Below are 26,023 nucleotides of genomic sequence, written 5' to 3'. Positions count from 1 at the left end.
GGTTGAGGAGCATCCAGGAGAAAAGTCAGGCTAAGCGGACGGACTGAATACTGCTGGAATTGCTGGTGTCCCGGTCTTGTGGCTGGTGAACGATCTGGTTGCCACCTGTGTCGACGACAGCAGTGACCGCGTAACGCGCTTTCGCCGTGTCCGGGGTTCTTACCAGTTGGCGGGGTCGGGCAGGGTGCCAGCGGGGTTCGGTGTGTGTGCGCGACGGAGGTGGGCGTGCTCGGCGGCGGTCCGGTTGTCGGTGGTGATTCGGTGCACGGCTCGTTCCAGGGTGGGGAGGATGTCGGTGATCTGGATGGCGCCGGCGGCGTAGCGGCTGATGAGCCCGTAGCTGAGCCCGGTCAGGACGCGGCCGATGTCGTCGAGGTAGCCGGGGTCGGCACCGGCCAGGACCGCGCCGGCCGCGGGCAGCAGCGCGGCGATACCCTGTGTTTCGAGGCGGTCACCGCCGGGGCCGGTGCGTGCCTTGTGGTAGGCCTCCAGCATTTTCGGGCTGCGTTCCCACGGCTCGAAGACCCGGCGGAACAGTCGCATCAGCCCGTCGCCCAGGGTTTCGTCCGGATCACTCGCGGCGAGGTCGGTGTAGCTGGTGCGGGCCATCCACTGCTCGAGTGCGGCGATGATCAATTGGTCTCGGGTGCCGAACATCTTGTAGATCGTGGACAGCGACACCCGCGCGGCGCGGGCCACGTCCTGGAGGTAGACGCCGTCGTAGCCGGCGCGTTCGAGCGAGTCGGCGACGACGGTCAGGATCCGCCGCGATGTTTCTGATTCGTGCCCCGCGCCCACGTTCACGCCTTTACGGTAATCGGATTATCCGAGTAATCGGATTACTTATCGTGTGTTCTCTCCTTGAGAGAACGATGTTTCAGGAGTGAGATGGCTACATATGTACTGGTCCACGGCGGTGGGCACGGTGGCTGGTGTTACCGGAAGGTGACGCGACTGCTCCGCGAGGCGGGCCATGAGGTCTACGCCCCGACCTTGTCCGGGCTGGCCGAGCGATCCCACCTGCCGTTGGCGGAGATCGGGCTCGACACCCACGTTCAGGACGTCGCTTCGCTGCTGCACTACGAGGACCTGCACGACGTGGTCCTGGTCGGTCACAGCTACGGCGGCATGGTCATCACCGGGGCCGCCGACCGGGCCATCGACCGGATCGCGCGCCTAGTGTACCTGGACGCGGCCAACCCCCTGCATGGTCAATCCCTGCGCGATATCGCCGGACCCATCATCGAGGCGGCCCGCACCTTCGGCGAAACCGTCGCCGGCACCGAACTCGTTCTGCTGCCCGGCCCGGAGGCGGGCATGTTCTTCGGGGTCACCGATCCGGCGGATCTGGCATGGATGGCCACCCGGCTGACCGGGCATCCGTGGCGGTCCTTCGAGGATCCACTCGACCTGCGCGACCCCGATGCGGTGTACGCGCTGCCGCAATACCACATCGTGTGCACCTCCACCCTGGCCACCCGCGACCCCGAGCTGGTCGCCGCCGCCCGGCAGGCGGGACGGTTGTGGGATATCGACACCGGCCACGACCTCATGATCACCGAACCCGAAGCGGTCGCCGACATCCTGCTGGCTGTGGCCACCAGTTGACCGCGCCGACGCTGCGGTCGATCTCGCAGCCGGATTCGTGGCGCTGGTGATGTTCACGAGAAAAGCGACGCTAAGGAGTTACCGCAGATAGCTGCGTTCTATGCGCGATAACTTCAGGCTGAACTGGGCCAAAGCACCTCTCGCGCCGGGTGACTCTCGAAACTACGTGCCGTAGTGGGCTGGGAGGCGTGATGGGTCGGGTTCGGATGCTGCCGCGGCCGGTGACGGGTGTGCGTCTGGCCGATGCGGTGCAGTCCTATCTGGCGACCATCACGGTGTCCAATACCCGCGCCACGTACGCGGCGGCGCTGGATCGCCTGGTGGCCGATTTCGGCGCCGATACCGATGGTGCGGTGCTGGGTTCGGAACCGGATCGGGTCAGTGGCTGGTTCACCTACGTGTGGGGCGCGAAGTCGGCCAAGACGATCAACATCCGGTTGACCGCGCTGGGTTCGGCGTTCGGGTACTGGCGTGAGCAGGGCTGGCTGGTCGGGGATCCGTTGGTGCGGTTGCGGGACGGGCCCGCGCCGCCGGACAACAGCAAGGCGTTGAGCCGGGATCGGGTCGCGCAGATCCTGGGATCGGATGCGCCCCTTCCTGTGGCATCTGCTCTACGAATCCTCCGCCCGCGCCGAGGAAGTGCTTATGCTGGATGTTCCTGATCTCGACACAGGTAACCGGTGTGCAGTGGTGACCAGGAAAGGCGGGGCATGCGAGGTCATCGCATGGCAGACCGGTACTGCACGGCTGTTGCCGCAGATCCGGGCCTCGCCAAGTACGCGCGGGTGTCCGACGAGGGGTTGCGCCGCTATCAAGCCGCTGATCCCGGGTGCCGGTCACGCCGGGTACCGCGGCCGGTTTTCGGCGCCGGGCGGGTAGGGGTCCCGGTAGTAACCGCGCGAAAAACAACGGATATGGCGTAATGCCCAGCCGGTAGGCCGTTCCACGTTCGGCGTGCGGGTCGGACTGGTCAACGTTTGGCTTGCCGATGATGTTGATCGGTGCGCTGGGGGGTGAGAGTTCGTGCGACGCGGGGTTCGCAGACGAGGAGCTCGGTCACCGATGCCTCGCTGGGGGTCTCTCGGTTGAGGTGGCTGTCGACCGGGCCGGTGGAGGCGTCAGCGGCGGCGGTGCGCGCCGAGGTCGACAAGCCGGCGGTCCTGCGCAGGCCGATTTCGATGCTCACCGAGGACGAGATCACCAGTCCTGCCGCGCGGCCCACTGCTCGAGGGTTGTCGTGGTCAGGCCGTAGGCGGCGGCGTGGTGGGGGCGTGCCGGGTAGCCGACGAGGTCGTTCCAGACCTGACTGTCCACCATGACACCGTTGCGCTGCTCCTGCTTCTCCCGGAGATGGAGACGGCGGTGATCTCACGGCCGGCGGCCTTGGAGAGGACGGCAGCGATCTCGGGGTGCGTCAGCGCGTCGCTCGCGAACTCGATCTCGGCCTCGTGGAACTTTTCGGGCTCGGCCACGGCGGCGGCGACCGCGGCTCCGAAGTCGTCCGCGTTGATGAGCGCCAGCACGGTCTGCGGGCTCGTCGCGGTGATCAGCTTGCCCTGAGACAGCTCGGGGAACATGAAGTCCCGCCTGGGCGACAGGAAGTTCTCCATGTAGAAGGCGGGCTTGAAAATGGTCCAGTGCTCCAGGCCCGCCTGCCGGATCGCTTCCTCCGCGGCCTCCTTCTCGTCCCAGTACGCCATCGTCGCAGGGGAGAAGTCCTTGATGTCCGGGTGCTGACTGCGCCATCCGGTCGCGGACACCGACGTGTGGATGATCTGCGTGAGGCCGACGCGCTGGGCTGCGGTGGCGATGTTGCGGGCCTGGCGCTGCTCGGCGCCGGTATCGACCGGGTCGACGCCCGGCATCTGCATGGAGAAGACCGCGTCGTGTCCGGCGCCGGCAGCCTCCAGGGATGCGAGGTCGTCCATGTCTCCGGTCGCCAGGGCAACACCCTGCCCGGCGAGCGCCTGGGCGGGCGCGGAGGAGGGGTTGCGGACGAACGCGGTCACGGGGTGCCCCGCACGGAGAAGCGCTCGGACGGCGGCGCCGCCCTGCATCCCCGTTGCCCCAGTAACCAGCACTTTCGCTTTGTCGTTCGATGTCACAGCACGTCCTGCTTTCCGTTGGTTACGAGTGATCGGCCTGCAGGCATGAACGCCCTCGACTAAAGACGGTACAGTATCGAGTCTCGGTGGTATCTAGTTGCTGGGCATGCGTCGACGCAGGCCCACCGGCAGCCGGGCGAGCAGACGGGGTGCGGAATCGAGAAACAGACCCGAAGGGCCTCAGACGGTGGGGGTGCCCCCGACGAGGGGCAGCAGCACCTGATCCACCAAGCGGGCTATGCCCTCGATGTCGAGCACGGCACCGGTCAGGTCCTCCTGCAGCACCAGCACCCCGACGGCCGCGGCGATCTCCAGCCGGCCCGGCGCCAGCAGCCCCTCGACCCGCTCCGCGGTGATCTCGCCGCGCTGGCGAGCGCGGTGCAGGCAGGACACGATTGCCTCGCGCTGCACGGCGATGTAGCGCTCCCGCAGGGTGTCGGCGATCTGCGGGTCCGAGGCGGTGGCCGCGTCCAGCACCGCCGAAAAGCGCCGCTCCCGGGGTTGCAGGCACGCCGAACTGAGGATCAGCGTGGCGATGAGATCCTCACGCAGCGTCCCGACGTCCGTCACCCCGGCCGGGACCGCGGGGAGCATGATGCTCTCCAAAGCATCGGCGACCAAATACTCGCGCGAAGCCCAGCGACGGTAGACCGTCGCCTTGGCCACCCCCGCACGCGCGGCCACCGCGGCCATCGTGAGATCGGCGTACCCGCCCTCGACGATCGAATCCAAGACCGCCCCGATGATGCGAGCATTCCGCGCCTGGTCACGCACAGGCCCGAAGGCGCCACTGGGACGCTGACGGCCGGCGGGACGGGTCGACCTGGTCATACGTCCGACTGCATCCACTTCCCCTGCCCGGCTGGCATCGGGCCGGCCCTTCGGTGGGAAGTCGCGACGCGGGCCATGTTCAGCAATTGCTACCGGACCCGCCTCCTGCACCTTCGCCATATTCGTTGTTTTTCGCGCGGTTACTACCGGAACCCCAGGTAGGGACGGGTAAGACGGACCATCGCCCGGTAGAGAGCCCGTGGTTCCGGTGGCGGGGCAGCGGGGACAGTTCGGTGCCCGGTGTGGCGAAGGATTGCAGCATGTAGCCGACGAGGCGTTGCCAGGTGTCGGGGGCGGCGATGACGCCGGCGTTGGCCATCAGCAGGATCACCATGTCCCGATCGGAGAACTCGGGGCGCAGATGTCCGCTGGCCTGGGCGCGGCTGATGAGTTCGAGTAGGCCGTTGTAGGCCTGGGCGCGGCGGGCTTCCAGAGGTTTGGCGGCGGGAAAGATCATCGTGAGCACGTCAGCGAAACCACGGTCGGCGGCCTGCATCGCGCAGACCGCGTGGACGTAGCCGGCGAACCCGCGCCAGGGTTCGACCGGGTCGTGCGTCATTACGGCCAGGATCCCGACACCTTCCCCGCCCCGCGCGAGGACCGCGTCGTCCTGCGGCTCACCCCGACCCGAGTGGTCGCCCAAGGCTGAACACCCTCCCGGAGAACACCACTCACGGCTCGTCCGGGGCGTCGGGATCGCGCAGCGGCCGGTGTGTCCCGCCGAGATCGGGCAGATGGAAGCTGTAATGCCCGTCGATGCCGATGTGGGTCCGGGGGCCTGCGCTTCGACCAGGGCGACGTTCGCGGCGGCGAGAGTGTCGAACCGGATATAGGACTGGTCGACATGGTGCAACCGGTCCCGGGTCAACCCCTCCACACCAGGGCTCGTCACCAGGCCGAACCCGACATTCATCGCGTGCGCACACAACACCGCCGCCACCGACAACCCCAGATCGGCGACCCGCGCCGGATTGCCGGAAGCGTGAGTGAACGCTTCGGTGAATCCCGGATGCCACGACATCACCTCCAACACCAGCTCCGGCAGATCGATCCGCGGCAACATCGCCTCCACCCGCCGCCGCAGATCGGTCAAACTCGGCGGATCCGGAACCGCGACCAGCGCGGCCGCGTGCAGCCTGCCGTCGTCGTCGACCGTGGCCGGGGTATCGCCATCGAGCTGGACCGCGACCTCCCGGTACGCGGCATCCAACGCCTCGGCGTGCCCGGCGAGCATCGCCGCGGGTTCGCCCGGCAGGCCCAGCGCGTTGAGCCCGGCGGCGCGTCTCCCAGCTCACTCGGGTCAGCAGGTGCGCCCGAGGATCACGCCACTTCGAGGAAGACTCCAGGAAGATGTTGCGGTGCTTCAGATGACGGTGGAACTGCTCCAGCACACAGAACGTGTACGCGGCACGATCAACCGTCTCGGCCGGCCGCCTGTCCGGGTACACCAGCCGAGACCACGCCCCACCGATCAGATCGTGATCGACACGGCGCGCATCCAGCCGCGGTCTCGGTGACCAGCTCGTTGAGAGCCTGGACCGACGCCGCACTCAGACGCGACATCGTGCGGGCGCAGAATCGCTGATCGAACGTCGATCGCGCCGAACCCACCAGTCGATCGATCCGGCAGGGTGTCGGCGGCTCCAACTTCTCGGCCCGACACCGCACCAGCACAGCCTCGCGCAGCCGGTCCTCACGCAACTCGACCGGGCACATCCCCTCAGCCAACCAGCCGATCAGCTGGTCCTCGTCGCTGACAGCGAATTCCCGGAACCCGAAAGCAGCACGAACCTGGGCACGGTGATACTCGATCGTCCGGCCCGACCACCGATACGAGGCGAACAGCGCCGGATCGACCTTCACCTGCTCGGCGACGTAACTCACCACCGCAGGCGGCACCTCCGCCGCCGCACGAGGGAACCTCGCCTCGATCTCGAAGAACTTCAGCAATAGCACGAACCCGAGCCTGGTAGCTCCCGACTTGTTGCCCACCAACCGCCAGTCGTTCTTGCCGATCAGCGTCCACGACCCGATCAGATCCTCGGGCGACCACTCCAACTGCACGAAACGAAACCGTAAAGCGGATCAACGGTTACTCGCGCGTCCTGCTTTGCGGCTCATGATAGCTTCAGGATTCCTGGGCCTAGAAGTACTTCCCGCTCGCCCACTGCTTTTTGTGGACGGCGTCGCCGACGGGATAACTGCTGCTCCGCTTTTGGCTGCTTCGGGCCGGGATCTACATACGAGTACGGGGTCCGGTGAACTGGCCAGTTCACCGGACCCCGTCCAGGCCGGCTCCGGTTACCGGGTGATCGCCCGGCCGGAGGCCCGGCTCTGTTAGAACTGGCGCATCTGCTGGCGAACCTGGTGGAACTGCAGCTCCCACTGCATGGCGCGATCCTGGGAGCGGCTGGACTGATCCTCGGCCTGCTGCGCGAGCTGGGCGGCCTGGTCCGACTGGTCCTGGGCCGACTGACAGCGCTGAGCGGCCTGGTTGGCCTCGTTCTGGGCCTGCTGAGCCTGAGCCTGGGCCCGGTCGGCCTCGCTCAGCGCTTGCTGGGCCTGGTTCTGCGCCTGCATCGCCTGCTGGCGAGCCTGCTGCGCCTGATTGTTGGCCTGATTGGCCTGGCTCTGCGCGATCTGCGACTGGTGCTGGACCTGGCGGGCCTGCTGCTGCACCTGCCGGGCGATGTTCTGTGCCTGCTGCGCGTACTGCCGCGCGTTCTGGCATTCCTGCCGGATCTCATCCAGGCCCATGCGCAGCATGTCCAGGCTCTGGATTTCCTGCTGACTGCTTCCGTTGCTGGAACGGGTGGCAGTGCTGGTTTCTTGCGCCATCTGAGCATCCTTCCAAAGGGGGGGTTTGAAACGGACTGACTCGTGGAGCGCTCATATCCTCGCACAATCGGGCACGGGACCAGAGGTCAGGTTCGGAGAAAAATTGGCAGGAAAGACCAGTTCGGGCGGTATATCGCGGTTATCGGACGCGACCCCCGCGTGACGCCGACCGATATGCGCACCCGCGACATCGGTGGATGCCATACCGAGACCTCTCCGTCACCGGAACCGCCACCGGGCTGGTGGTCAGAGCCCGAGTTTGGTGACCGCGTTGTCGGCGAGCGGATCGGCCGTGCGGATGTAGCGGTGCACGGTGCGCGGGTTGCTCCATCGGCCCTGCCGCATGATTTCGCGGTCGGCGGCGCCACCGAGCGCGGCCTGGGTGGCGAATCCGGCGCGCAGCGAATGCCCGGAGAACAGGGCGGGATCCAGGCCCGCACGTGCCGCGTAGCGTTTGACGAGCTCGGCGACCGCTCGCCCGGACAGTGCGGTGGCGCCGAGCCCGCCGTGCCGGTTGATGGCGGGGAACAGGGGTTGATCGGGCCGCAGCCGCGGATCAGGGTGGTAGCCGTGGCAGCGGTGGATCCGCGGGTCCGCGACGGGTAGCTGCTCGACCCAGGGGCGCAGGTTCGCCGGGTTTTCGGTGTGTACGGCCAGCATTCGCATCCAGTCGGCGCACGCGCAGACGGGACAGGTGTGGGCCTGGCGGCCGCGCGGGAGCGCGACATGTTGTTCGGTGATGCCGGTGGGGTCGGTTTTGGTGGTGGGCAGGTGGATCAGCAGCAGCGGTTCCCCGGTGCCGTGGTCGGTCCCGAAGTGGATATCGGCGAGCCGTAGACCGGCGAGTTCGCTGCGGCGCAGGGCCCCGGCGAAGCCGAGGAGCAGTAGCAGTGTGTCCCGGCGGCGGGCGGGTTCGCCGGGCCAGCCGGGTTCGGGGAGTCCGTCGAGGAGTTCGCCGAGGGTGTGCAGCAGGATCGGTCGTTTGCGGTTGGGCCGGCTGCGGCGGGTGCGGCGGATACCGCGCAGGGTGAGGCGGACGACGTCGCTGCGGGTGGGCGCGGCGAGTCCGTTGGCGGCGTGTACGGCGGCGATGGCGGCGGACTTACGTTCCAGCGTTGCCGGACTGTAGGCGTGGCGTCCGTCGGGTGTTCGAGCGTCCGCGGCGGCGGCGAGGTATACGGCGATATCGAGGGGGTCGGCGGGGAGTGCGCACCGGTTCTCGGTGGTGCACCAGGCGGCCCATGCGATCCAGTCGGTGCGATAGGCGCGCAACGTGTTCGGGGATTGGGAGGCTGTGAGATAGCGGCCGAGCGCGGTGGCTTGTTCGCTGTCGAAGCGTTCCCGGACCTGTCGCAGGGCGGCGGTGTCGACGAGGACGCTGGTGACGCCGCGCCGGAGTTCGGTGCGGACAGTGTCGGGTAGCGCGAGATCGGTGTCGTATTCAATCACTGTAATTCCTTGGGTAATTTCGTGACGTATTCCGTTTGGTTTGCGGTCACGCAACGAAACGTATTACGCGCCGGATGGTCTCGCCGCAGTCTACTGTCCTAACCTCCGATAATGTTCACTTATCGGAGGTTAGGACTTTCGAGCCACCCGAAGCCGCGTCGGCGACTCATCCGATTATGTTTCGTGTATATACGTAGCCAACCAACGAAACAACGCTACGATTCTCCGGTGCCTACCGTCTGCAACTACCCCGGCTGCGCCCGCCCCCTCGCCAAGCCCACCGGCCCCGGTCGACCCTCGGAATACTGCGACCTCCCGGACCACACTCGCTGGCGCGCATGGCGCGAACGCCAGCGCCTCCAGCAGGAAGGGGAGTCATCAACCGAAAACGTCACTGTGACAGCAAATAAGGGTCCGGTGACCACCGCGCGACTCCGCGCTGATGAACTGCTCACCCAATTCCGCACCCTCGCCGACCAACTCGGTGTGACGCTTTCCGCCGCTGTCACCGAAATGAACACCCTCGCCGACCCGGCCGCCGCCGAGGCGCAGGTCCAGGCGGTGCACGCCGATGCGGCCCGCCGTATCGCCGAAGCCGACATGGCTGCTGCCGCAGCCGAACAGGCGCGACGCGACGCCTACGACGCCCGAACGCGGGCCGAAGAAGCCGCCGAAGACGCCGCGCGGGCGGCCGAGGACGCGGAAGCGCGCATCGCCGAATCGGATTCCCGCACCACCGCGGCCGTAAGGGACCGCGACGAAGCCCTGCGTGAAGTCGAGAAGGTCACCGCCCGCGCCGCCGACGATGTCTTCGCGGCGCGCAGCGCGGCCGAAGACGAGATCCGCACCGCCCGCGCGGAATCGGAACAACAGCAGCAACAGCTCCGCGACCACTGCGACCAGGAGATGGCACGGGCCAGGCGCGCCGCCGACACCGAAATCGAGCGGATGCGACGGGAATGCGCCCAGCGTGAATCCGCCGCGGCGGCCGAACGCGATCTGGCCGTCCAGCGCGCCGCCGATATCGAGCGCGCCCTCGAACGTGCGGAGCAGTCCGCCGCCGAACGGGCCCAGACCGCCCAGGAGATGCGGTCCGAACTGCAACGCCTGCGCGCGGACACCGACGCTCTACGCGCCGAACTCGCCGAGGTGCGCCGGAGCGCCGCGGCGGATCTCGCGGCCGCCCGCGCCGAAGCAGGTGATCGGCTGGAGAAGGCACGTGCGGAGGCCGCACAGCGGCTGGAGGCGCTGGAGCACGCCCGCACCCAGACCCTGGCTCGTGCCGAACGCGCCGAACGTCAGCTCGACGATCTCCTCGCCGACCGCGCCACCCGGCCGCCGGCCGTGCCGGTATCCACCGGCGACGCCGTCTGACGTAGCACAATCTCCGGTATGGCTCTCATCCACCGCACGACCATGGCACCGTCGAAATCGGAGTTGCTCGGCCGCTGGCTCCCGAGCCGCCCGTGGTATTCGAGCCCGGGGAGAGCGGAGGACCTGCAGCGGGTCGGCGGGTTCCGGCTCGACGACCCGGCCGGGGCGGTGGGTATCGAGTTCCTGGTGGTGACCGATACCGGGGGCGCCGCGCCGATCACCTACTTCGTGCCCCTGAGTTATCGGGATGCGGCGTTCGACGCCGACCCCGACGCGCTGCTCGGTACCGCCGAGCACGGCGTGCTGGGTACCCGCTGGATCTACGACGGCACCCGGGACCCGGTGTCCGTCGATCGGATGGTGGCGTTACTGGCCGGCGGTGCGCGGGCCCAGCACGGCACCGAGAGCGATACCCCGGAGCTGAGCGTTCTGGTCGCCGCCGCCGACCTCCCGGCGGCCGGCTCGGCGTTGATATCAGCCGCGGAGAATCCAGTGGGCACCGATATCAGCGTCGCCGACGGGCAGCTGCGGGTGCACCGCGTGCTGGGCCGCTCGGAGCCGGTCTTACGTTCCGGACAGGTGGTGGTGCCGTGGACCGCGCCCGACGGCAGCACCGTGTGCAGTGTGGTCCTGTCGGAACTGCGCTGACAGTGCCGTTACGGCCCACGACTCCCGAAGCTGTCATGAAGTGCAAAGTAGGTCCGCGTTCCTGAAGCCGGCCCACGCCGTGAAGTAGCTTCAGGCCGGTGAGATGCTGGGCTTGGAAGCTCGGGGGGCGCGCACCGACGGACTCCTTGTTCAGATGGCCGTATAGGGTGCCGCGCTTGACGTCGAAAGTTCCGGCGATCTGCTGGGCGGTATGGTTGCTCTCGTCGTAGAGGCGTTGGGCCTGCTCGATCTGGTGGGTGGGGAGTTCGGCGCGGCGGCCGCGTCTGCGGCCGCGGGCCTTGGCGGCGTCCTGGGCGACGGTACTGCCCATCGGTGCGGCATAGCGATCGCCGATCACACTCGTTGACGGGGTCTGTCGAGGATGACGTTACGGGTCTGGGATTCGGGGTCGGTGAATGCCAGCAGCGTGTGAGCTTCTTCGGTGACAGCGGCCGCATCGTGTATGGTGAATGGCCGGTCATAGGGGCGGATGGTGATTGTCGCGGATCCGGTGTTTCGGTTGATCGTCCAGTCGCCCGCGGTGAATCCGTCGACCAGCAGGATCTGCGGAGCGGGGCGTTGGGTGCGGTAGCCCTGTGTGCCGTGCTCGTCGGTGATCACGCGGGTGCGGTCCGCGTGTGAGAGCAAAACGTTGTCGAAGTCGTACAGAAACCTCGGCGGCGCGGGGGTGTCGGGGTCCGGGCGTCCAGCGTCGGGTAGGTCGAAAAGCTCCTGGCCGTGATGATCGTGAAAGGTCATCAAGCCTGGTCGCATTCGGTCGACAATCTCGCGCAGCCTGGTGAGGCCCGACCACATCTGCATATCTTTGACGGCGGCGGGGCCGAAGGCGGCCAAGTAGCGCAGGATCATTTGCTCGAGCGAAGCGGTGATCGTTCGGTCTGTGCCGAGCCACGCGTCGGCGGTGGTGTGAGCAATCGGCCCGCTGCGGCCCCAGACGCCGCGTGGTGGCACCTGCACCAGGGGCACCTGGTTGCGGATGGCGTAGACCAGCGAGGCGGGCGCGCGGTCGGGCCAGCGTTGGCCGAGTAGCGTGCCGAGCTGCTTGTTGGTCAACGGTTTCGGGGTGAGTAACTCGATGCCGTCGGCGATCAGTTTCGCCATATCGATACCATCGATGGGCTTGCCGTGTGTGTGATTGCGGTAGAGGTCGCGATCCAATACAGGTTGGATGAGCGGACGCAGCGCACGTGCGTCGTCAGGGGTGACCAGGTGAATCGTCGAGCGCATCAGAGCAATTCGAATCAACTTGCGGTCTGTGAGCAGGTGGGCGGCCTGTTCCGGGACGAAACCCGCCAGTCGTGACCACAACCCGACGTACCAGGTATGCGGGGTCTGGGCCTGCAGTCCGACCAACTGCTCCACCGCGTCGATGACGGACAACTCGGAGCGGCGCAACAGCAACTGCCGATCGAGAGTGGCGCGATTGAGCGCCCGACGGTTGAGTACTTGTGTCATCAGCAGAACCTTTCGACAGAACAGTGGGGTTGGTGGCGCCGGGGCGACGCCACCAACACGGACGATCATTGGGTGCTGATCACTTCAGTTCGCCGAAGAATCGCCGGATGTCGGCGATCAACAGGTCGGGTGCGTCCTGGGTCGCCCAGTGACTGCCCCGGTCGAACTCGTTCCAGGACACGATGTTGCTGTGATCGCGCTCGGCGAAACGGCGCAGTGGAGTGAAATCGTAGGCGAAGCCGGCCAGGCCCGTGGGAGCGGTGGTCGGTTGGGTCGGGTGCTGGGCGTGGTGGTCCTCATAGTAGAAGCGGGCGGCCGAAGCAGCGGTGTTGGTCAGCCAGTACAGCGTTGCGTTGGTCAGAACATGATCGTCGTCGAGCGAGGCCAGCAGTTGCGCCGTCCAGGCGAGCTGCCCGGTGGGTGAGTCCGCGAGCGCGTGCGCGAGGTTCTGTGGCGCGCTCTCCTGAAGCCGGGCATAGCCGGACATGTTGTCGTTGAAATACTTCAGATGCTGCACGTACCCTCGCTCCTCCTCGGTCAGGTCGGCCAGCTCGGCCGGGTCGCCGGACGGGAAGGAGAACAGCTGGGTCACGTGCACTCCGATCACGTGGCCCGGGTCGATTCGACCCAATTCGGGCGACACGTGCGAACCGATGTCGTTGCCATGGGCGCCGTAGCGGTGGTAGCCCAGTCGTTTCATCAGCTCTGCCCATGCCGCGGCGGTGCGGTAGCGGTTCCAGCCCTTCTCCCGGGTGGGCCCGGAGAAGCCGAAGCCGGGCAGAGAGGGAATCACCAGGTGGAATGCCTTGGCCGGGTCTGCGCCGTGGGTGCGCGGATCGGTGAGAGGCTCGATCAGGTCGAGGAACTCGAACACCGAATTCGGCCACCCATGGGTCAGGATCAGCGGGGTGGCATCAGCCTCCGGCGAGCGGACATGCAGGAAATGGATGAGCTGTCCGTCGATCTCGGTGGTGAACTGCGGATAAGCATTGAGCTTGGATTCCCAAGCGCGCCAATTGTATCCATCGCGCCAGTAGGCGGTCAGCCGCTGCACATAGTCGAGCGGGACTCCGTACTCCCAACCCGGCGGCACCGGCCCGATCTGGACCTGCCCCTCGGCCTCCAGAGGCAGTTCGCCGGCCCAGCGAGCACGCGCCAGCCGATCCTGGAGATCGTCGAGGTCCGCCTGGGGGATATCGATGTGGAAGGGCGTGATCGCGGTGGTTTCGAATGTCATGTCCTGAACGGTAGAAGATCTTTAGGAAGACTTTGTTCCTAAAGAAATGGCAGACTGAAGAAATGTTGGAGACCTCGGCACGACTGCTCCGGCTGCTCTCGCTCTTGCAGATCCCACGCGACTGGAGCGGCGCAGATCTGGCCGAACGACTGGAAGTCAGCACACGGACGGTGCGCAACGACATCGAACGGCTGCGCCACCTCGGCTATCCGGTGCACGGGACAAGAGGGTCGGCGGGCGGCTACCGACTCGGCGCGGGCACCAGCCTCCCGCCGCTGCTACTCGACGACGAGGAGGCCGTCGCGGTCACCGTCGGCCTGCGTACCGCCGCTGGGGGCGGCATCGCCGGCGTCGAGGAGACCTCCCTGCGGGCCCTCGCCAAGCTCGAGCAGGTGCTGCCGAATCGGTTGCGGCGCAGGGTCGAGGCGTTGCAGGCCTATACCGTCTCTGTTCGAGGAGACGACACCGGCCCGCGCGTCGACGCCGAGACACTGACCATGATTGCGGCCGCCTGCCGAGATCACCAGCAACTCCGATTCGAATACCGCGATCACGATGGCGGCGACAGCAGGCGAGTGGTCGAGCCTTATCGGCTGGTCAACTGGGGACGACGCTGGTATCTGGTCGCCTTCGACATCGACCGGCACGCCTGGCGCACCTTCCGCGTCGATCGCATCACGCCCAAAACCCCGACCGGGTCTCGATTCACTCCCCGTGAACTACCGGAAGACGTGACCGATCGGGTGACCCGCGGCGTATCCGCCGCGGCCTGGCGCTTCCGCGCATCGGTGACCGTGCACGCACCCGCCGCATTCCTCAGTGCCCGTATCCCCCCGGCCGCCGGCACCATCGAAGCGGTCGACGACACGACCTGTGTGCTCCACACCGGCGCGGACACCCCACAGGCGCTGGCGATCAACATCGGCCGGCTGGGCATGCACGGTATCGATTTCACCGTCGGTGACCCGCCGGAGTTGGTCGAGCTGCTTCGCTCACTGGCCGACCGCTATCTGCGTGCCATCGCAGGCGCTACCCGAACCAGCACCCCAACCACCGGAGGTTGACCCAGCCGGGCGCCAGCCCTCGCCGACCAGCGTCCACGACCCGATCACATCCTCGGGCGACCACTCCTGACGCACGAGCCGGAACGGTAGTGCAGCCAGCGCCTACCGACTCTTCATGACAGCTTCGGGAGTGCGAGGTCGTTACCGCGTCACCAGGACGGCGATGGCCCGTTGAACGCTCTGCCCACGTCGGCCTCCATTTCCTGCCCCCTCATATGCGCAGCGGCAAACCGGCTTCCGTGCGCGCCACCCGATCGGCGTGGACGATATGCGCGCGTTCGAGCAGCGCGATGAGTTCGGCCTCGCCCTCCCGGATCCGCCGAGTGTATTTACGCGGCAGCGAGGCGATCGTATTCTCTTCGGCGATCATCTTCGCGTAGGTGCGTTCGCGCAGCGTCTGATCGGCTTCATAGCCGAGATCGAGGTAGCGGGTGGCGTGCCGGCGGGCGTTGGCGACTGCGGTCTGGGCGCGTCCGGCCGGGCTGAGCAGGGAGGCCGCCACGGTCACCAGTAGTACGACGACGATCACCCCCAGTGAGGCGGCGGTGGATACCTCGGTGACCGGTACCGGTTCACCGTGGTTGAGGAACGGCACAGAGTTCTGGTGCAGCGCGTGCAGGACGAGTTTGACTCCGATGAAGGCGAGGATGGCGGCCAGGCCGAAGCCGAGGTAGATCAGGCGGTCCAGCAGCCCTTCGAGCAGGAAGAACAGTTGGCGCAGCCCGAGCAGGGAGAACGCGGTGGCGGTGAAGACGAGGAAAACGTTTTGGGTGAGGCCGAAGATGGCGGGGATCGAGTCCAGCGCGAACAAGACGTCGGTGCCGCCGATGGCGATCATGGCCAGCAGCATCGGGGTGAGCCGGCGCCGGCCGTCGACGACGGTGACCAGTTTGTCGCTGTCGTAGCTATCGGTGGTGTGCAGGAGCCGGCGGGCCAGGCGCAGCACGACAGTGTCCCCGGAATGGCTGTCCTCGCTCTCCGGTTTCAGCATGTTGCCGGCGGTGATCAGCAGCGCGGCGCCGAATACGTAGAAAACCCAGGCGAAACGGTTGATGAGGGTGGCGCCGACGAAGATGAATCCGGTGCGGACCACCAGCGAGAACACGATGCCGACCAGCAGCACTTTCTGCTGCGCCGCGCCGGGCACCCGGAAGGTGGTCAAGATGATGAGGAACACGAACAGGTTGTCCACCGACAGGGCTTTTTCGGTGATGTATCCGGCGAAGTATTCGACGCCCATGGTCGGACCGCCGAACACCCACACCGCGAACCCGAACAGGACGGCGATACCCACGTACGCGGCCGACCAGACCGCGGCCTCGGTCAGCGACGGTGTGTGTGCGGTGCGGACGTGGAAGAAGAAGTCGAACAGCAGCAGGCCCGCGATCAGTGCGAGTGCGCACGCCCATGCCAGCGCGGGAACGGTCACCTCGGCCTCCTGACGGGTCGTCGCGTGGTGGGGCTGGGGGCGACTCTAGCCTCGGATCGACGTGTCGGCGGGCCGGTGCAGGTGATGTCGGGGAGGTCGGATGTGGGTTACCGACGGCGCTGTGCCGCGGCGACGTCAGGGGGCTGAACGGACACTCCCGGCAACCGTGCGGCGATCCAGTGTCCGGACCCATATCATTTTGCTATGCCACCCTACGAGGAAGCGGACGCCGCTCTGGTGTTCGGTCGCGGTGTCCGCCAGACGGTGCTGGCGATGGGGGTCTGTTCGGTGGTGATCGGGGTGGCCACGGTGATCTGGCCGGACAAATCCTTGGGCACGGTCGGCAACCTGTTCATGTTCTCGCTGCTGTGCAGCGCGGTGACCCTGGCCGCGGTGGCATTCGGGAGCCGGTTGGGCCGGTTTCCGCGGGTACTGCTGCTGGTGGCGGCGCTGGCATCGCTGGTGACCGCGACCCTGTGCTTCCGGGCGGGCGATTGGACGCTGCTGCTGGCCATGTGGCTGGGGCTGGCGTGGGCGGTGCGGGGAATCGCACACGCGGTGGCGGGGGTATGGGATGACGAGGAGATCACCGGCGCCGGAAAACAGGAAGTGTTCGGCCTGGTGACGCTCACCGCGGGTCTGGTGGTCGCGATCGCGCCGTTCGACGATATCGCGACGCTGGCGCTGGTCGCGGGGTGCTGTATCACCGTCTTCGGGGTGCTGGAGGTGTGGACGGCGGTCCGTTCGCCGGTGGCGGTGCGCGGTCCGGAAGCGGATTCGCCGACCCCGGACGAGCATTTGACGACGGTGATCGCGAGCGCCGGAGGTTCCGGGGGACGCACCCGCGACTGAGACGCCGGAAGGGCCTCGGTTTCGATACTCTTCCCGGTATGGCGATCATTGCGAGCCATCGGATCATGCGCCTGCGGGCTCTCATCGAGCACCCCAACACCGGCGCCGATGAGCGCGCGACCGCGCAACGCATGCTGGACCGGATACTGGACCGCTCCGGCTATTCGGCGACCGGTGATCGCACTTACGGTGATCGCCATCATCGGGTTGGTAAACATGCCGATCTGCGGTCGGTGGCCGAGATGATCCGTGCCGATATCGCGTTGGGTCGCATCATGTTCGCGCCGCAGACCCGGTTCGGTGAACCGGCGGTCCGGGATCCGCTCGGTGACGCGCCGGTGCAGATCGTGATCACCGTGGATCTGCCGCACCACGGGTGTATCGACATCACCATCGACAATGTGCCCCGGGATTGGGGATGGGTGATCGAGGACAGTATCGAATGCGTGAGCCCGCAGTTGCAGGAGCTGGCGACCGAACTGGCCGACATCATGAACGGTTACAACTTCGACGGCAGTGATATCGCCAAGCGCTTCTTCGGCCGGGTGCGTATCCCGGATTTCACCCTGGTCTGGTAGCGGCCGGCGGCGTCAGGAAACACAGAATTCGTTGCCTTCGGGATCCAGCATGACCCACCAATGTCCGGCGGGGCCCTGATCCACTTCCCGGGCGCGGGTCGCGCCGAGCTGTTCGAGACGGGCCACCAGTTCGTCGAGGCCGCCCGGGGTGCTCCGGACTCACCGCGGACGCGGGCTGGCAGATCGGTGTCTCCCGGACACTGCCCCAGCCGCCGGATATCGTCTGGGATCACCTCACCGGCGCGGCGGGTCCGGCCTGCTGGCTGGGCCCCGGCGCCGACCCCACCTCCGCGCCCGGCGCGCAATACCGCGCCGACGCCGGGGTGACCGGCGAAATCCGCGGCTACCGTCCCGGTGACCGCAGCCGCCTCACCTGCTGTTCGACCACCGTGCAGGTCACGCTCACACCCGCGGCCGGGTACCGGACCCGCGTACGTTTCCATCAGGAACGGATGTCGAGCGCCCCCAGCGTGAACAGCAGCGGGCACACTGGCAGCAGGTCATGGACGAGCTGGCCCACGCCTTGGACGCGTTCCGCCCCGGATCAGCCGGCGGCGACCTCGATACGCGGTGAATGAGTGACCGGGAAGTTCGCCGACGCCGCGATGAAGCATTTCGCATGGGCGGCGCGGTGCAGTTCCCGTGCCCGGTCGGCCATCTCCGCGGCCGCCACGGTGACCACCGGACGCAACTCCACCCCGGTGAAACGGCCGCCGCCGTGACTGTCCTCGGCCATGGTTCCCACCGCGTCGTCCCGGTAATCGAGCACCGTGACCCCGCCGGTCGCGCAGAGGTGCAGATACCACAGCAGATGGCATTGGCTCAGCGAGGCGAGCAACAGCAGCTCCGGATTCCAGCGGCTCGCGTCGCCACGGAAGGCCGGGTCGGCGGATCCGAGCAGGTCCGGGCGCCCTGGTGCCTGGGATAGGTGGTCGCGGTCGTAGGACCGGTAGTCGACCGTCCCTCGGTCACCCGCCCCGGTCCACTCGGTGCGGCATTCGTAACGGTGTGTCTTCCCTGCCATGCCCGTGATCGTCGCGCGTGCCGGGGTCGTTTGTCGAACGGCGACCGATAGTTCAGTTGTGCGATTCGTCCCGCAGATCCAATCCGATCGGAGTGACCGCCGGGATCTCCCCGGACGCCATGACCGCGCGGGTGAGGGGGCGCAGCGCCCGGAGCAGTTCCGCGCGGTCATCGGAAGTCTGGACCGCGTACGCCGGTGCGGCCGCCGCGTCGGTCCGTGCCTCGATCTCGGCCTTCACCGTCCTTCCGCGCTCGGTAGGACCGTCGTCGTCGGCCAGTCCTTTGCCGCGCAGGGTGTCCAGCCGGTCGGCCCATTCCGCGTCGTCGAAATCCCTGGACACCGTGTAGACCTCGCGTGGCACCCGGTTCGCCAGGGTCTGCAGCACATGCGATTCACGTCCGTCGATTCCGGCGGCGACCAGTGCGGCGATATGCCCATCGCCGCGATGCTCCCGCAGCAGTGTCGCCGCGTGCCACAACCGCGCCACCGGGTCCCGCGGTTCGGGTAGCGCCCGGTTGGCGGCGAACAGCGTCCGCCCTTCCGCCGGCGCCGCGGCCACCGCCCGCGCTGCCAGTTCGGCTGCCGTCGCGACCTCGGGGCTGTCGGCGAGGTCTCCGAGCTGTCGGCGCAGCGCCGCGGTCGCGCCGTCCTCCCGGGCGGTCAGTGCCGCGCGCGGGGTGGCGAATTCCCATGCGGCGGGCAGGGCGGCGCGCACGCGCTCGAAGGTGAAGTTGTAGAACAGCGCGTGTACTACTTCGGGACCGGCCGCGCCGAGCGGGGCGGCGCGGCCGGCGAAGTAACCCATCCAGAACCCGCGATATCCTGCGGCTTTCAGTGCCTGCAGCGGTTCGGGTGAGAAGTAGGTGACGGCGTGCAGCGGTTCGAGCAGGCGCCAGGCCTGCCGCGCGAAGGCGGGGAGTTCGGTGATCATGCTGCCACGCTACTGCGCCCGGCTCCTGCCGAAGCGAGTGTTCATGCGGGCCACTGGAATTCGGGATCCCGGCTGTAGCCCAGGCGCCGCTGCCGGTGGGCGCGGCGTGCGGATCGGGATAGTCGGGGGTGCCCAGGATCGTGGTGCGCAGTTCGGCGTAGGCGGGGTGCGCGGTGGCGAAACGTGTACTGGAGCCGGCCCGGTCGGTGGCGAACCCGCCCAGTTGCGCGATGGTGACGGCGACACCGAAGGGGCGGAGCTCGTCGGCCGGTGCCGCGCTGAATCCTTCCGGCGCCCATTTCCCGGCGTGTACATGCCGAACAGCGGCAGGCTGCCGACCGCCTCGACGGTGGATATCTGCACGATATGACCGCTGCCCCGGGCCCGCAGGTGGGGGAGCGCGGCCTGGCAGACCCAGACGGCACCGTAGAAATTGGTGTCCAGCTGGTCGCGGATCTCGGCTTCGCCGAATTCCTCGCCCGCGCCGACGAGACCGAATCCGGCGGTCAGTCGGACCGGGCGGACCGGCCCCCGCGTACGCCGACTTCCCCCTCGTCGCCGCCTTCACCTGCCTGCGCCCCTGAATTCTCGGCGACCCGCAGATAGGCCGCAGTCAAGTCGGCGAGCACGCCACCATCCGGCGCCGGTCGCCGCCGCAGGTGGATATCGCGAAGTTCGTCCATGAACCCCTCCCGCAGTGCCTGCCCCCCCTCGGCGAGCAACTGTGCTCGCACGGCCAGTTCCGGTGTGGTCGGTAACCAGCGTGCACCCCAGGCTCCCAGTTCGGTGATCACCGGCACCAGTCCGATCGCGGCCTCGGTGAGGTGGTATTCGATCTTCTGGCGATGGGTCGGGTCGTCGTCGCGGGTGAGCAGGCCGGCGTCGACGAGTTTGGCCAGCCGCGCGGCGAGCATATTCGACGCGATGCCCTCCATGGACGCGCCGAGCAGTTCGCGGAAGTGGGTGTTGCCGCTGAACATGATGTCGCGCAGCACTATCAGACTCCACCGGTCGCCGAGCAGTTCCATCGTCATATTGATCGGGCAGCCGGATTTTCCGGGCGGCACGGGCAGCACTTCCGGCGAAACTGGTTGCGTCATGAGATCAGTCTAGGTAAGTTCTCAACCGATTGCAGACTACAACCAGTTAGGACTCACGATGGCCCAACTCGTCCGTGTGCAGTGCTTCGGCGTTTCCGCCGACGGTTACGGATCCGGCCTCGGCCAGAGCCTGGACCGCCCGTTCGGTCATGCCGACCCGGGCATCATGTTCACCTGGGCCGGCGCCACCGCCAGCTGGGTCAACCGCACCGATCCCGGCGGCACCCGCGGCCTCGACGACTACCTGACCCGCGATTTCGCCCACAACATCGGCGCCGAAATCATGGGCCGCAACAAGTTCGGGCCGCAGCGCGGCCCCTGGGAGAACCACGACTGGCAGGGCTGGTGGGGCGACGAACCCCCGTTCCACACCCCCGTCTTCGTCCTCACCCACCACCCCCGCCCCTCCTTCACCCTCGCCGACACCACCTTCCACTTCCGCGACGCCAGCTGCGAAGAAGTTCTGAAGGAAGCACTGGCCGCCGCCGACGGCCACGATGTGCGCATCGGCGGCGGGGTGGCCACGGTGCGCGAATTCCTCGCCGCCGACCTCATCGACACCCTGCACATCGCGGTGGCGCCGAACGAACTCGGCGACGGTGAACGCCTCTGGGAGCGGCCCGAAGAACTCACCGACCGATTTCACCTGGAGCAGATCCCCAGCCCCAGCGGGGTCGTCCACCATTTCTTCTGGCGGCGCTGACCCCGAAAACGACGGATCGCCCGGGATCCGAAGATTCCCGGGCGATCCGCTACCGCGGTGCGGTCACACCGGCCGGATCAGGCCAGATCGAACCGATCCGCGTTCATGACCTTGTTCCAGGCGGAGACGAAGTCACGCACGAACTTCTCCTTCGCGTCGTCGGCCGCGTAGACCTCGGCCACCGCGCGCAGTTCGGAATTCGAGCCGAACAGCAGGTCGTAGCGGGTGCCGGTCCACTTGACCTCGCCGTTCGCGGTATCGCGGGCCTCGAAGGTCTCCTGGGATTCGTCGAGGGACTTCCACTCGATACCCATATCGAGCAGGTTCACGAAGAAATCGTTGGTCAGCGTCCCGACGTTGCCGGTGAACACACCCTGCTGCGACTGCTTGTAGTTCGCGCCCAGCACTCGCAGACCACCGACCAGCACGGTCATCTCCGGCGCGGTCAGGTTCAGCAGGTTCGCGCGGTCGATCAGCAGGTGCTCCGACGGCAGCCGGTGGCCCTTGCCGATGTAGTTGCGGAACCCGTCGGCGCGCGGTTCGAGCACACCGAAGGAATCGACATCGGTCTGCTCCTGCAGCGCGTCGTTACGACCCGGCGCCACCGGCACGGTGACCTGCACGCCCGCCGCCTTCGCGGCTTCCTCCACACCGGCGGCGCCGGCGATCACGATCAGGTCGGCCAGCGATACCTTCTTGCCGCCGGTCCGGGCGCCGTTGAACGATTCCTGGATCTTCTCCAGTGCGCTCAGTACGGTCGCCAGCTGATCGGGTTCGTTGATATCCCAGCTCTTCTGCGGTTCCAGCCGGATGCGGGCGCCGTTGGCGCCGCCGCGCTTGTCACTGGACCGGAACGTCGACGCCGACGCCCACGCCGTGGACACCAGCTGCGGCACGGTCAGACCCGTGGCCAGCACCTGCTCCTTGAGCGCGGCGATATCGGCCTCGTCGATCACCTCGAAATCCACGGCCGGGATCGGGTCCTGCCAGAGCAGCACCTCGGCGGGCACCTCCGCGCCGAGGTACCGCTTGATCGGGCCCATATCGCGGTGGGTCAGCTTGTACCAGGCGCGGGCGAAAGCGTCCGCGAACTGGTCCGGGTTCTCCAGGAAGCGACGCGAGATGACCTCGAACTCGGGGTCGAAGCGCAAGGCGAGGTCGGTGGTCAGCATCGTCGGCTTCTTGCGGGCATCCGAATGCGCGTCCGGGATGATCGCGTCGGCATCCTTGGCGACCCACTGGTTGGCGCCGGCCGGGCTCTGGGTGAGTTCCCATTCGTAACCGAACAGGATCTCGAAGAAATCGTTGGTCCACTGGGTCGGCCTGGTGGTCCAGGTGACCTCCAGGCCACTGGTGATCGCGTCGCCGGCCTTACCGGTGCCGTGCGCGCTCTTCCAGCCGAGCCCCTGCTGCTCGATGAGCCCGCCCTCCGGTTCGGCGCCGACCAGTGCGGCGTCACCCGCGCCGTGGGTCTTGCCGAAGGTGTGGCCGCCGGCGATCAACGCGACGGTTTCCTCGTGGTCCATCGCCATCCGGCCGAACGTTTCCTTGATGTCCACGGCCGAGGCCAGCGGGTCCGGATTGCCGTTCGGTCCTTCGGGGTTCACATAGATCAAACCCATCTGGACCGCACCCAGCGGGCTCTCCAGATCGCGGTCACCGGTGTAGCGCTCGTCTTCGAGCCACACCGACTCGGGGCCCCAGTAGACGTCTTCGTCCGGTTCCCAGAGATCGGCGCGGCCGCCGGCGAAGCCGAAGGTTTCGAATCCCATGGATTCCAGCGCGACGTTGCCGGCGAAGATCATCAGGTCGGCCCAGGACAGCTTCTTGCCGTACTTCTTCTTGACCGGCCACAGCAGCCGGCGGGCCTTGTCCAGGTTGCCGTTGTCGGGCCAGCTGTTCAGCGGTGCGAAACGCTGCATGCCGCCGCCACCGCCGCCGCGGCCGTCGCTGGTGCGGTAGGTGCCGGCGCTGTGCCAGGCCATCCGGACCATCAGCGGGCCGTAGTGACCGAAGTCGGCGGGCCACCAGTCCTGCGAGTTGGTCAGGATCGCGGTGATATCGCGGCGGACCTCGTTCAGGTCGAGGGTTTCGAACTCCGTCGCGTAGTCGAAGTCGGGCTCCATCGGATCCGAGGCGGGCGCGTTCTTGCGCAGGATCTTCAGGTTGAGCTGGTTCGGCCACCAGTCACGGTTGCCGGCACCCGTGGTCGGGTGTTTGGCCGCGAACGGGCACTGGCCTGTGGTGCTGTCGGACACTGCGTTCCTTCCGGTGAAACGGGGTCATTTCGGGCTGGGCGATACGGAACAGTCGGGGCACAGGCCCCAGTAGATGACCTCGGCTTCCTCGATGGTGAAACCGTGGTCGTCGGCGGCGGTCAGGCATGGGGCGGGGCCGGTGGCGCAATCGACGTCGGCGATCGCGCCGCAGTTCCGGCACACGAGATGGTGGTGGTTGTCGGCGACCCGGGTCTCGTACCGGGCCACCGAACCGGTGGGCTGGATACGGCGCAGCAGACCGGCGGATGTGAGCGCCCGCAGTACGTCGTACACGGCTTGGTGCGACACCGCCCCCAGGGATCCACGTACCCGGCCGATGATCGAGTCGGTATCGGAGTGCGGGCTCTCGTGCACCGCCCGCAGCACTGCCAGACGCGGCGCGGTCACACGGAGCGCGGCCTCGCGCAACATGTTTTCGAACTCCGCGGTCGTGGTCACGATTCGGAGCTTACCGTTTTTCTTGAATGAATCAAGTATTAGTTCGAATCAAGATTCGAGCGCACACAGTAAGCCCGGGTCGGTCCAGGTATCCGGGATACGATGCCCTGACTTCACGAACGACGCCGATCCGCCCGGAGGATATATGCGCTCCACGGTCCGCCGCAGGGTTATCGCCGCAATCGGTACGGCCGCCTTCGGCTGCGCCGGCCCGGCGGCGGCAGCGGCCGCGCAACCCACTTACTACAACCCCGAGATAAGCCACTGCGACCACCTGTTCCGCACCCCGCTGGAGGCGCCGAGGCCCGGGGTCGCGGTCTACTGGAGCCCGTTCGGCAGCACCGGAATCGTGTGCTTTGACAACGGAACCGGGGTCGCGGACTACTACCAGCGCGACCCCGCCGGCGCCTGGCACGATATGAACGAACTCGCCCCCGGCCAGTTCTTCTACAGCCTCTTCGTCACCGGGATACCCGACGCCGCCCACTGGCGCTGACCCCGCCCGGGCGGGGTCAGCGCCCACCGGAGGTGGAGTGCGCCGCCCCGCCCGGAGAGATCGCGCCGTCACCGCGGTAATACCGAGGTATTATGGTGGCAGTCGTGGAGTACGAATGGCACGCGTCCAGCGAACCGTTCCTTCGGCACTTCGAGGTCGCGGCCTGGGAAGTGGTGGAGGTGCTGTACTCGCCGCGGCGGTGGTCGCGTCCGGCGACAACCGCTCAGGGACTGGCGGTGCTCACCGTATGGGGCCGTACCGAGGACGGGCGGCCACTGGTGGTGGTCCTGCGACCGCGTTCGCACCCCGACCGGTGGCAGATCCTCATGGCCGCGCCCATGGGGGACCGTCAGCTCGCCGAATTCACCGCATGGGAGGCGACCCGAGATGAATAACGAACACGACCCCGGTTTCCCGCGCAGCGCCGCCGAAGCCGAACAGTTCCTCGACGGGCTGGCCTTCGACGACACCGCGCAGGTGCCGCCGCTTCCGCCGACCACCGACGAGGTCGAACGCGGGATGGTCACCACCTCGCTCAAACTCCCGCAGGATATGCGCGAGCGCATACGCGAGGTCGCCGCGGCGCACTGTCTCACCCCGTCGATGCTGATCCGCCAATACATCGAACTGGGCCTGTCCAGTGAACAGCCGGAGCGCATGATCCCGTTGTCGGACGCCATCCGGGTGCTGTCCAGCCTCCGGCCCACCGCTTGAGCCCTGCCGCCGCCATCCACCCGGCGTGCGGCGATCGCGCATGCCGTCCTCCCGGCCCGCCGGACTGCCGCTCGCGCTCTCCCGCCCGGCCCCACGGTCACGCACCCGTCGATCCCGCCACACCCACCCGGCGGACCGGGGACATCTCCGGCCGAACTATGCCGCAGTCCGCACGGTCCGCCGGATTCTGAACGGCCTACCGAATCGCTTAGCACGCCCAAGTATCGTTTCGGCTTTCCATGCCCTTTCAAGGCGGCCTTCCGGAGGTTCCTGGGACCGGCGTTTGCGGCGTTGCTCGACCTCGCTTATTATGGCGTTCCGAAGCTGGTCGTCGAGATTATCGAGAATGCACTCCGACGACTGCCGGTCCGATTGCCCGAATTGCGGGCCGATCGGCACAACAAAGATTCTCCCGATTGTCGGGGTCGCGGAGAATTGACCGGGACAACAGGCGTAAAGCTTAGCCACGGCCGAAGGCGATTTGGTGCAGCCAATGACTACCGACGATGTCCGCTTCCTGATCAGCGACCCCGACATGACTCCGAGCCACATCTGTGACCTGCATGTATCCCAACTACGGGACGGTAACGATGCGTGCACACGTAATGCGGAATCCGAGGACGGCGGCCCCGCCGGGTGGCGGTGGCACAGCCGTCCGGCCCGCCGAAGAACGGCGCAGTACCTGGTGCCTTCCAGCGTATTTGCGGCAGATACGGCCGACCGGTGGATGAGCCCGGATTTTTATAACCGCCGGGTATAGATCAACCCGCTTTATCTCCTTTCGGGATCGAATTCGCTGCCCGGCGAGCCCACCGTCCGTCATCGCCGATGAGCAAAAGTCTCGATTCG

The 26,023-nt window shown here is 67.1% G+C and carries 30 protein-coding genes; 12 read left to right on the top strand and 18 right to left on the bottom strand.

Features of this window, described 5'->3' with window-relative positions:
- Positions 1–159 precede the first annotated feature (159 nt).
- The gene (locus AB0H42_RS19380) at positions 160–804 is read right to left on the bottom strand and encodes a TetR family transcriptional regulator (protein WP_357057530.1); all 645 of its coding nucleotides are present in this window, start codon (positions 802–804) and stop codon (positions 160–162) included.
- Positions 805–888: 84 nt separating this feature from the next.
- On the opposite strand from AB0H42_RS19380, the gene AB0H42_RS19375 reads away from it, so the two are divergent.
- Positions 889–1,608 carry an alpha/beta hydrolase gene (locus AB0H42_RS19375; protein ID WP_357057528.1) on the top strand — a complete coding sequence of 240 codons (720 nt, stop codon included), beginning with the start codon at positions 889–891 and terminating at the stop codon, positions 1,606–1,608.
- A gap of 191 nt (positions 1,609–1,799) precedes the next feature.
- The gene (locus AB0H42_RS19370) at positions 1,800–2,270 is read left to right on the top strand and encodes a hypothetical protein (RefSeq protein ID WP_357057526.1); all 471 of its coding nucleotides are present in this window, start codon (positions 1,800–1,802) and stop codon (positions 2,268–2,270) included.
- A 308-nt stretch (positions 2,271–2,578) separates the two neighbouring features.
- On the opposite strand, the gene AB0H42_RS19365 is transcribed toward AB0H42_RS19370, so the two are convergent.
- The 7 genes from AB0H42_RS19365 to AB0H42_RS19335 all read right to left on the bottom strand — a co-directional run bounded on the left by AB0H42_RS19365 (position 2,579) and on the right by AB0H42_RS19335 (position 8,831).
- The gene (locus AB0H42_RS19365) at positions 2,579–2,830 is read right to left on the bottom strand and encodes a hypothetical protein (RefSeq protein WP_357057576.1); all 252 of its coding nucleotides are present in this window, start codon (positions 2,828–2,830) and stop codon (positions 2,579–2,581) included.
- A gap of 19 nt (positions 2,831–2,849) precedes the next feature.
- Positions 2,850–3,689 (bottom strand): NmrA/HSCARG family protein, encoded by an 840-nt coding sequence (locus AB0H42_RS19360; protein ID WP_357057574.1) that lies wholly within the window; start codon positions 3,687–3,689, stop codon positions 2,850–2,852.
- Positions 3,690–3,893: 204 nt separating this feature from the next.
- Positions 3,894–4,544, bottom strand: a complete 651-nt coding sequence (locus AB0H42_RS19355) for a TetR-like C-terminal domain-containing protein (protein WP_357057524.1) — start codon at positions 4,542–4,544, stop codon at positions 3,894–3,896.
- Between the two features lie 79 nt (positions 4,545–4,623).
- Complete coding sequence (locus AB0H42_RS19350; RefSeq protein WP_357057523.1) at positions 4,624–5,778, bottom strand: Tn3 family transposase; 1,155 nt, start codon at positions 5,776–5,778, stop codon at positions 4,624–4,626.
- 179 nt (positions 5,779–5,957) lie between these two features.
- Positions 5,958–6,608 (bottom strand): DUF4158 domain-containing protein, encoded by a 651-nt coding sequence (locus AB0H42_RS19345; RefSeq protein ID WP_357057521.1) that lies wholly within the window; start codon positions 6,606–6,608, stop codon positions 5,958–5,960.
- 273 nt (positions 6,609–6,881) lie between these two features.
- Positions 6,882–7,382: a hypothetical protein gene (locus AB0H42_RS19340; protein ID WP_357057519.1), complete on the bottom strand. Its 501-nt coding sequence runs from the start codon at positions 7,380–7,382 to the stop codon at positions 6,882–6,884.
- A gap of 246 nt (positions 7,383–7,628) precedes the next feature.
- Positions 7,629–8,831, bottom strand: a complete 1,203-nt coding sequence (locus AB0H42_RS19335; RefSeq protein ID WP_357057517.1) for an integrase — start codon at positions 8,829–8,831, stop codon at positions 7,629–7,631.
- A gap of 396 nt (positions 8,832–9,227) precedes the next feature.
- On the opposite strand from AB0H42_RS19335, the gene AB0H42_RS19330 reads away from it, so the two are divergent.
- The 3 genes from AB0H42_RS19330 (at position 9,228) to AB0H42_RS19320 (ending at position 11,220) form a co-directional block, all read left to right on the top strand.
- On the top strand, positions 9,228–10,205 hold the full coding sequence (locus tag AB0H42_RS19330; RefSeq protein WP_357057515.1) for a hypothetical protein: 978 nt from the start codon (positions 9,228–9,230) through the stop codon (positions 10,203–10,205).
- A gap of 18 nt (positions 10,206–10,223) precedes the next feature.
- Complete coding sequence (locus AB0H42_RS19325; RefSeq protein ID WP_357057513.1) at positions 10,224–10,853, top strand: 1,4-alpha-glucan branching protein; 630 nt, start codon at positions 10,224–10,226, stop codon at positions 10,851–10,853.
- A 211-nt stretch (positions 10,854–11,064) separates the two neighbouring features.
- Positions 11,065–11,220, top strand: coding sequence for a hypothetical protein (locus tag AB0H42_RS19320; RefSeq protein WP_357057511.1), 156 nt, complete (start codon positions 11,065–11,067; stop codon positions 11,218–11,220).
- Here the strand turns inward: AB0H42_RS19320 and AB0H42_RS19315 are convergent.
- Positions 11,208–12,398 (bottom strand): winged helix DNA-binding domain-containing protein, encoded by a 1,191-nt coding sequence (locus tag AB0H42_RS19315; protein ID WP_357057509.1) that lies wholly within the window; start codon positions 12,396–12,398, stop codon positions 11,208–11,210. The two genes, AB0H42_RS19320 and AB0H42_RS19315, sit on opposite strands and share 13 nt — an antisense overlap.
- Positions 12,399–12,408: 10 nt before the next feature.
- Complete coding sequence (locus AB0H42_RS19310; RefSeq protein WP_357057507.1) at positions 12,409–13,566, bottom strand: epoxide hydrolase family protein; 1,158 nt, start codon at positions 13,564–13,566, stop codon at positions 12,409–12,411.
- A 62-nt stretch (positions 13,567–13,628) separates the two neighbouring features.
- Between AB0H42_RS19310 and AB0H42_RS19305 the strand changes: the two genes are divergently transcribed.
- Positions 13,629–14,630 carry a YafY family protein gene (locus AB0H42_RS19305; RefSeq protein ID WP_357057505.1) on the top strand — a complete coding sequence of 334 codons (1,002 nt, stop codon included), beginning with the start codon at positions 13,629–13,631 and terminating at the stop codon, positions 14,628–14,630.
- 211 nt (positions 14,631–14,841) lie between these two features.
- Here the strand turns inward: AB0H42_RS19305 and AB0H42_RS19300 are convergent, their stop codons facing one another.
- Positions 14,842–16,059, bottom strand: a complete 1,218-nt coding sequence (locus tag AB0H42_RS19300; RefSeq protein ID WP_357057503.1) for a TerC/Alx family metal homeostasis membrane protein — start codon at positions 16,057–16,059, stop codon at positions 14,842–14,844.
- Between the two features lie 204 nt (positions 16,060–16,263).
- On the opposite strand from AB0H42_RS19300, the gene AB0H42_RS19295 reads away from it, so the two are divergent.
- Positions 16,264–16,911 (top strand): DUF308 domain-containing protein, encoded by a 648-nt coding sequence (locus AB0H42_RS19295; protein ID WP_357057501.1) that lies wholly within the window; start codon positions 16,264–16,266, stop codon positions 16,909–16,911.
- Positions 16,912–16,949: 38 nt separating this feature from the next.
- Positions 16,950–17,489: a hypothetical protein gene (locus AB0H42_RS19290; RefSeq protein WP_357057499.1), complete on the top strand. Its 540-nt coding sequence runs from the start codon at positions 16,950–16,952 to the stop codon at positions 17,487–17,489.
- Between the two features lie 12 nt (positions 17,490–17,501).
- On the opposite strand, the gene AB0H42_RS19285 is transcribed toward AB0H42_RS19290, so the two are convergent.
- From AB0H42_RS19285 to AB0H42_RS19265, 5 genes are all read right to left on the bottom strand, one after another.
- Positions 17,502–17,615 (bottom strand): VOC family protein, encoded by a 114-nt coding sequence (locus AB0H42_RS19285; protein ID WP_357057497.1) that lies wholly within the window; start codon positions 17,613–17,615, stop codon positions 17,502–17,504.
- Positions 17,616–18,033: 418 nt separating this feature from the next.
- Positions 18,034–18,513, bottom strand: a complete 480-nt coding sequence (locus tag AB0H42_RS19280; protein WP_357057495.1) for an OsmC family protein — start codon at positions 18,511–18,513, stop codon at positions 18,034–18,036.
- 52 nt (positions 18,514–18,565) lie between these two features.
- The gene (locus tag AB0H42_RS19275) at positions 18,566–19,444 is read right to left on the bottom strand and encodes a hypothetical protein (protein WP_357057493.1); all 879 of its coding nucleotides are present in this window, start codon (positions 19,442–19,444) and stop codon (positions 18,566–18,568) included.
- 9 nt (positions 19,445–19,453) lie between these two features.
- A complete protein-coding gene (locus tag AB0H42_RS19270; RefSeq protein ID WP_357057572.1) occupies positions 19,454–19,888 on the bottom strand; it encodes an SDR family NAD(P)-dependent oxidoreductase in 435 nt (144 codons plus the stop codon).
- 62 nt (positions 19,889–19,950) lie between these two features.
- Positions 19,951–20,544: a helix-turn-helix domain-containing protein gene (locus AB0H42_RS19265; RefSeq protein ID WP_357057491.1), complete on the bottom strand. Its 594-nt coding sequence runs from the start codon at positions 20,542–20,544 to the stop codon at positions 19,951–19,953.
- A 58-nt stretch (positions 20,545–20,602) separates the two neighbouring features.
- Here AB0H42_RS19265 and AB0H42_RS19260 point away from each other — a divergent pair, with 58 nt between their 5' ends.
- The gene (locus tag AB0H42_RS19260; RefSeq protein ID WP_357057489.1) at positions 20,603–21,247 is read left to right on the top strand and encodes a dihydrofolate reductase family protein; all 645 of its coding nucleotides are present in this window, start codon (positions 20,603–20,605) and stop codon (positions 21,245–21,247) included.
- Positions 21,248–21,324: 77 nt separating this feature from the next.
- Here the strand turns inward: AB0H42_RS19260 and katG are convergent, their stop codons facing one another.
- Entirely contained in the window at positions 21,325–23,505 is a 2,181-nt protein-coding gene (gene katG / locus AB0H42_RS19255) for a catalase/peroxidase HPI (protein ID WP_357057488.1), read from the bottom strand.
- A gap of 24 nt (positions 23,506–23,529) precedes the next feature.
- Positions 23,530–23,964, bottom strand: a complete 435-nt coding sequence (locus AB0H42_RS19250; protein ID WP_357057486.1) for a Fur family transcriptional regulator — start codon at positions 23,962–23,964, stop codon at positions 23,530–23,532.
- 145 nt (positions 23,965–24,109) lie between these two features.
- On the opposite strand from AB0H42_RS19250, the gene AB0H42_RS19245 reads away from it, so the two are divergent.
- From AB0H42_RS19245 to AB0H42_RS19235, 3 genes are all read left to right on the top strand, one after another.
- Positions 24,110–24,460 (top strand): hypothetical protein, encoded by a 351-nt coding sequence (locus AB0H42_RS19245; protein WP_357057484.1) that lies wholly within the window; start codon positions 24,110–24,112, stop codon positions 24,458–24,460.
- Positions 24,461–24,552: 92 nt separating this feature from the next.
- Positions 24,553–24,855 (top strand): hypothetical protein, encoded by a 303-nt coding sequence (locus AB0H42_RS19240; protein ID WP_063045219.1) that lies wholly within the window; start codon positions 24,553–24,555, stop codon positions 24,853–24,855.
- A complete protein-coding gene (locus AB0H42_RS19235; RefSeq protein WP_063057832.1) occupies positions 24,848–25,174 on the top strand; it encodes a hypothetical protein in 327 nt (108 codons plus the stop codon). The genes AB0H42_RS19240 and AB0H42_RS19235 overlap by 8 nt, the downstream gene beginning before the upstream one ends.
- The last annotated feature ends 849 nt before the right edge of the window (positions 25,175–26,023 follow it).

It is taken from the genome of Nocardia sp. NPDC050799 (genome assembly GCF_040654015.1).
Lineage (GTDB): Bacteria > Actinomycetota > Actinomycetes > Mycobacteriales > Mycobacteriaceae > Nocardia.
The sequence above is the reverse complement of the archived record's forward strand: the minus strand, read 5'-3'. Positions and strand labels throughout refer to the sequence as shown.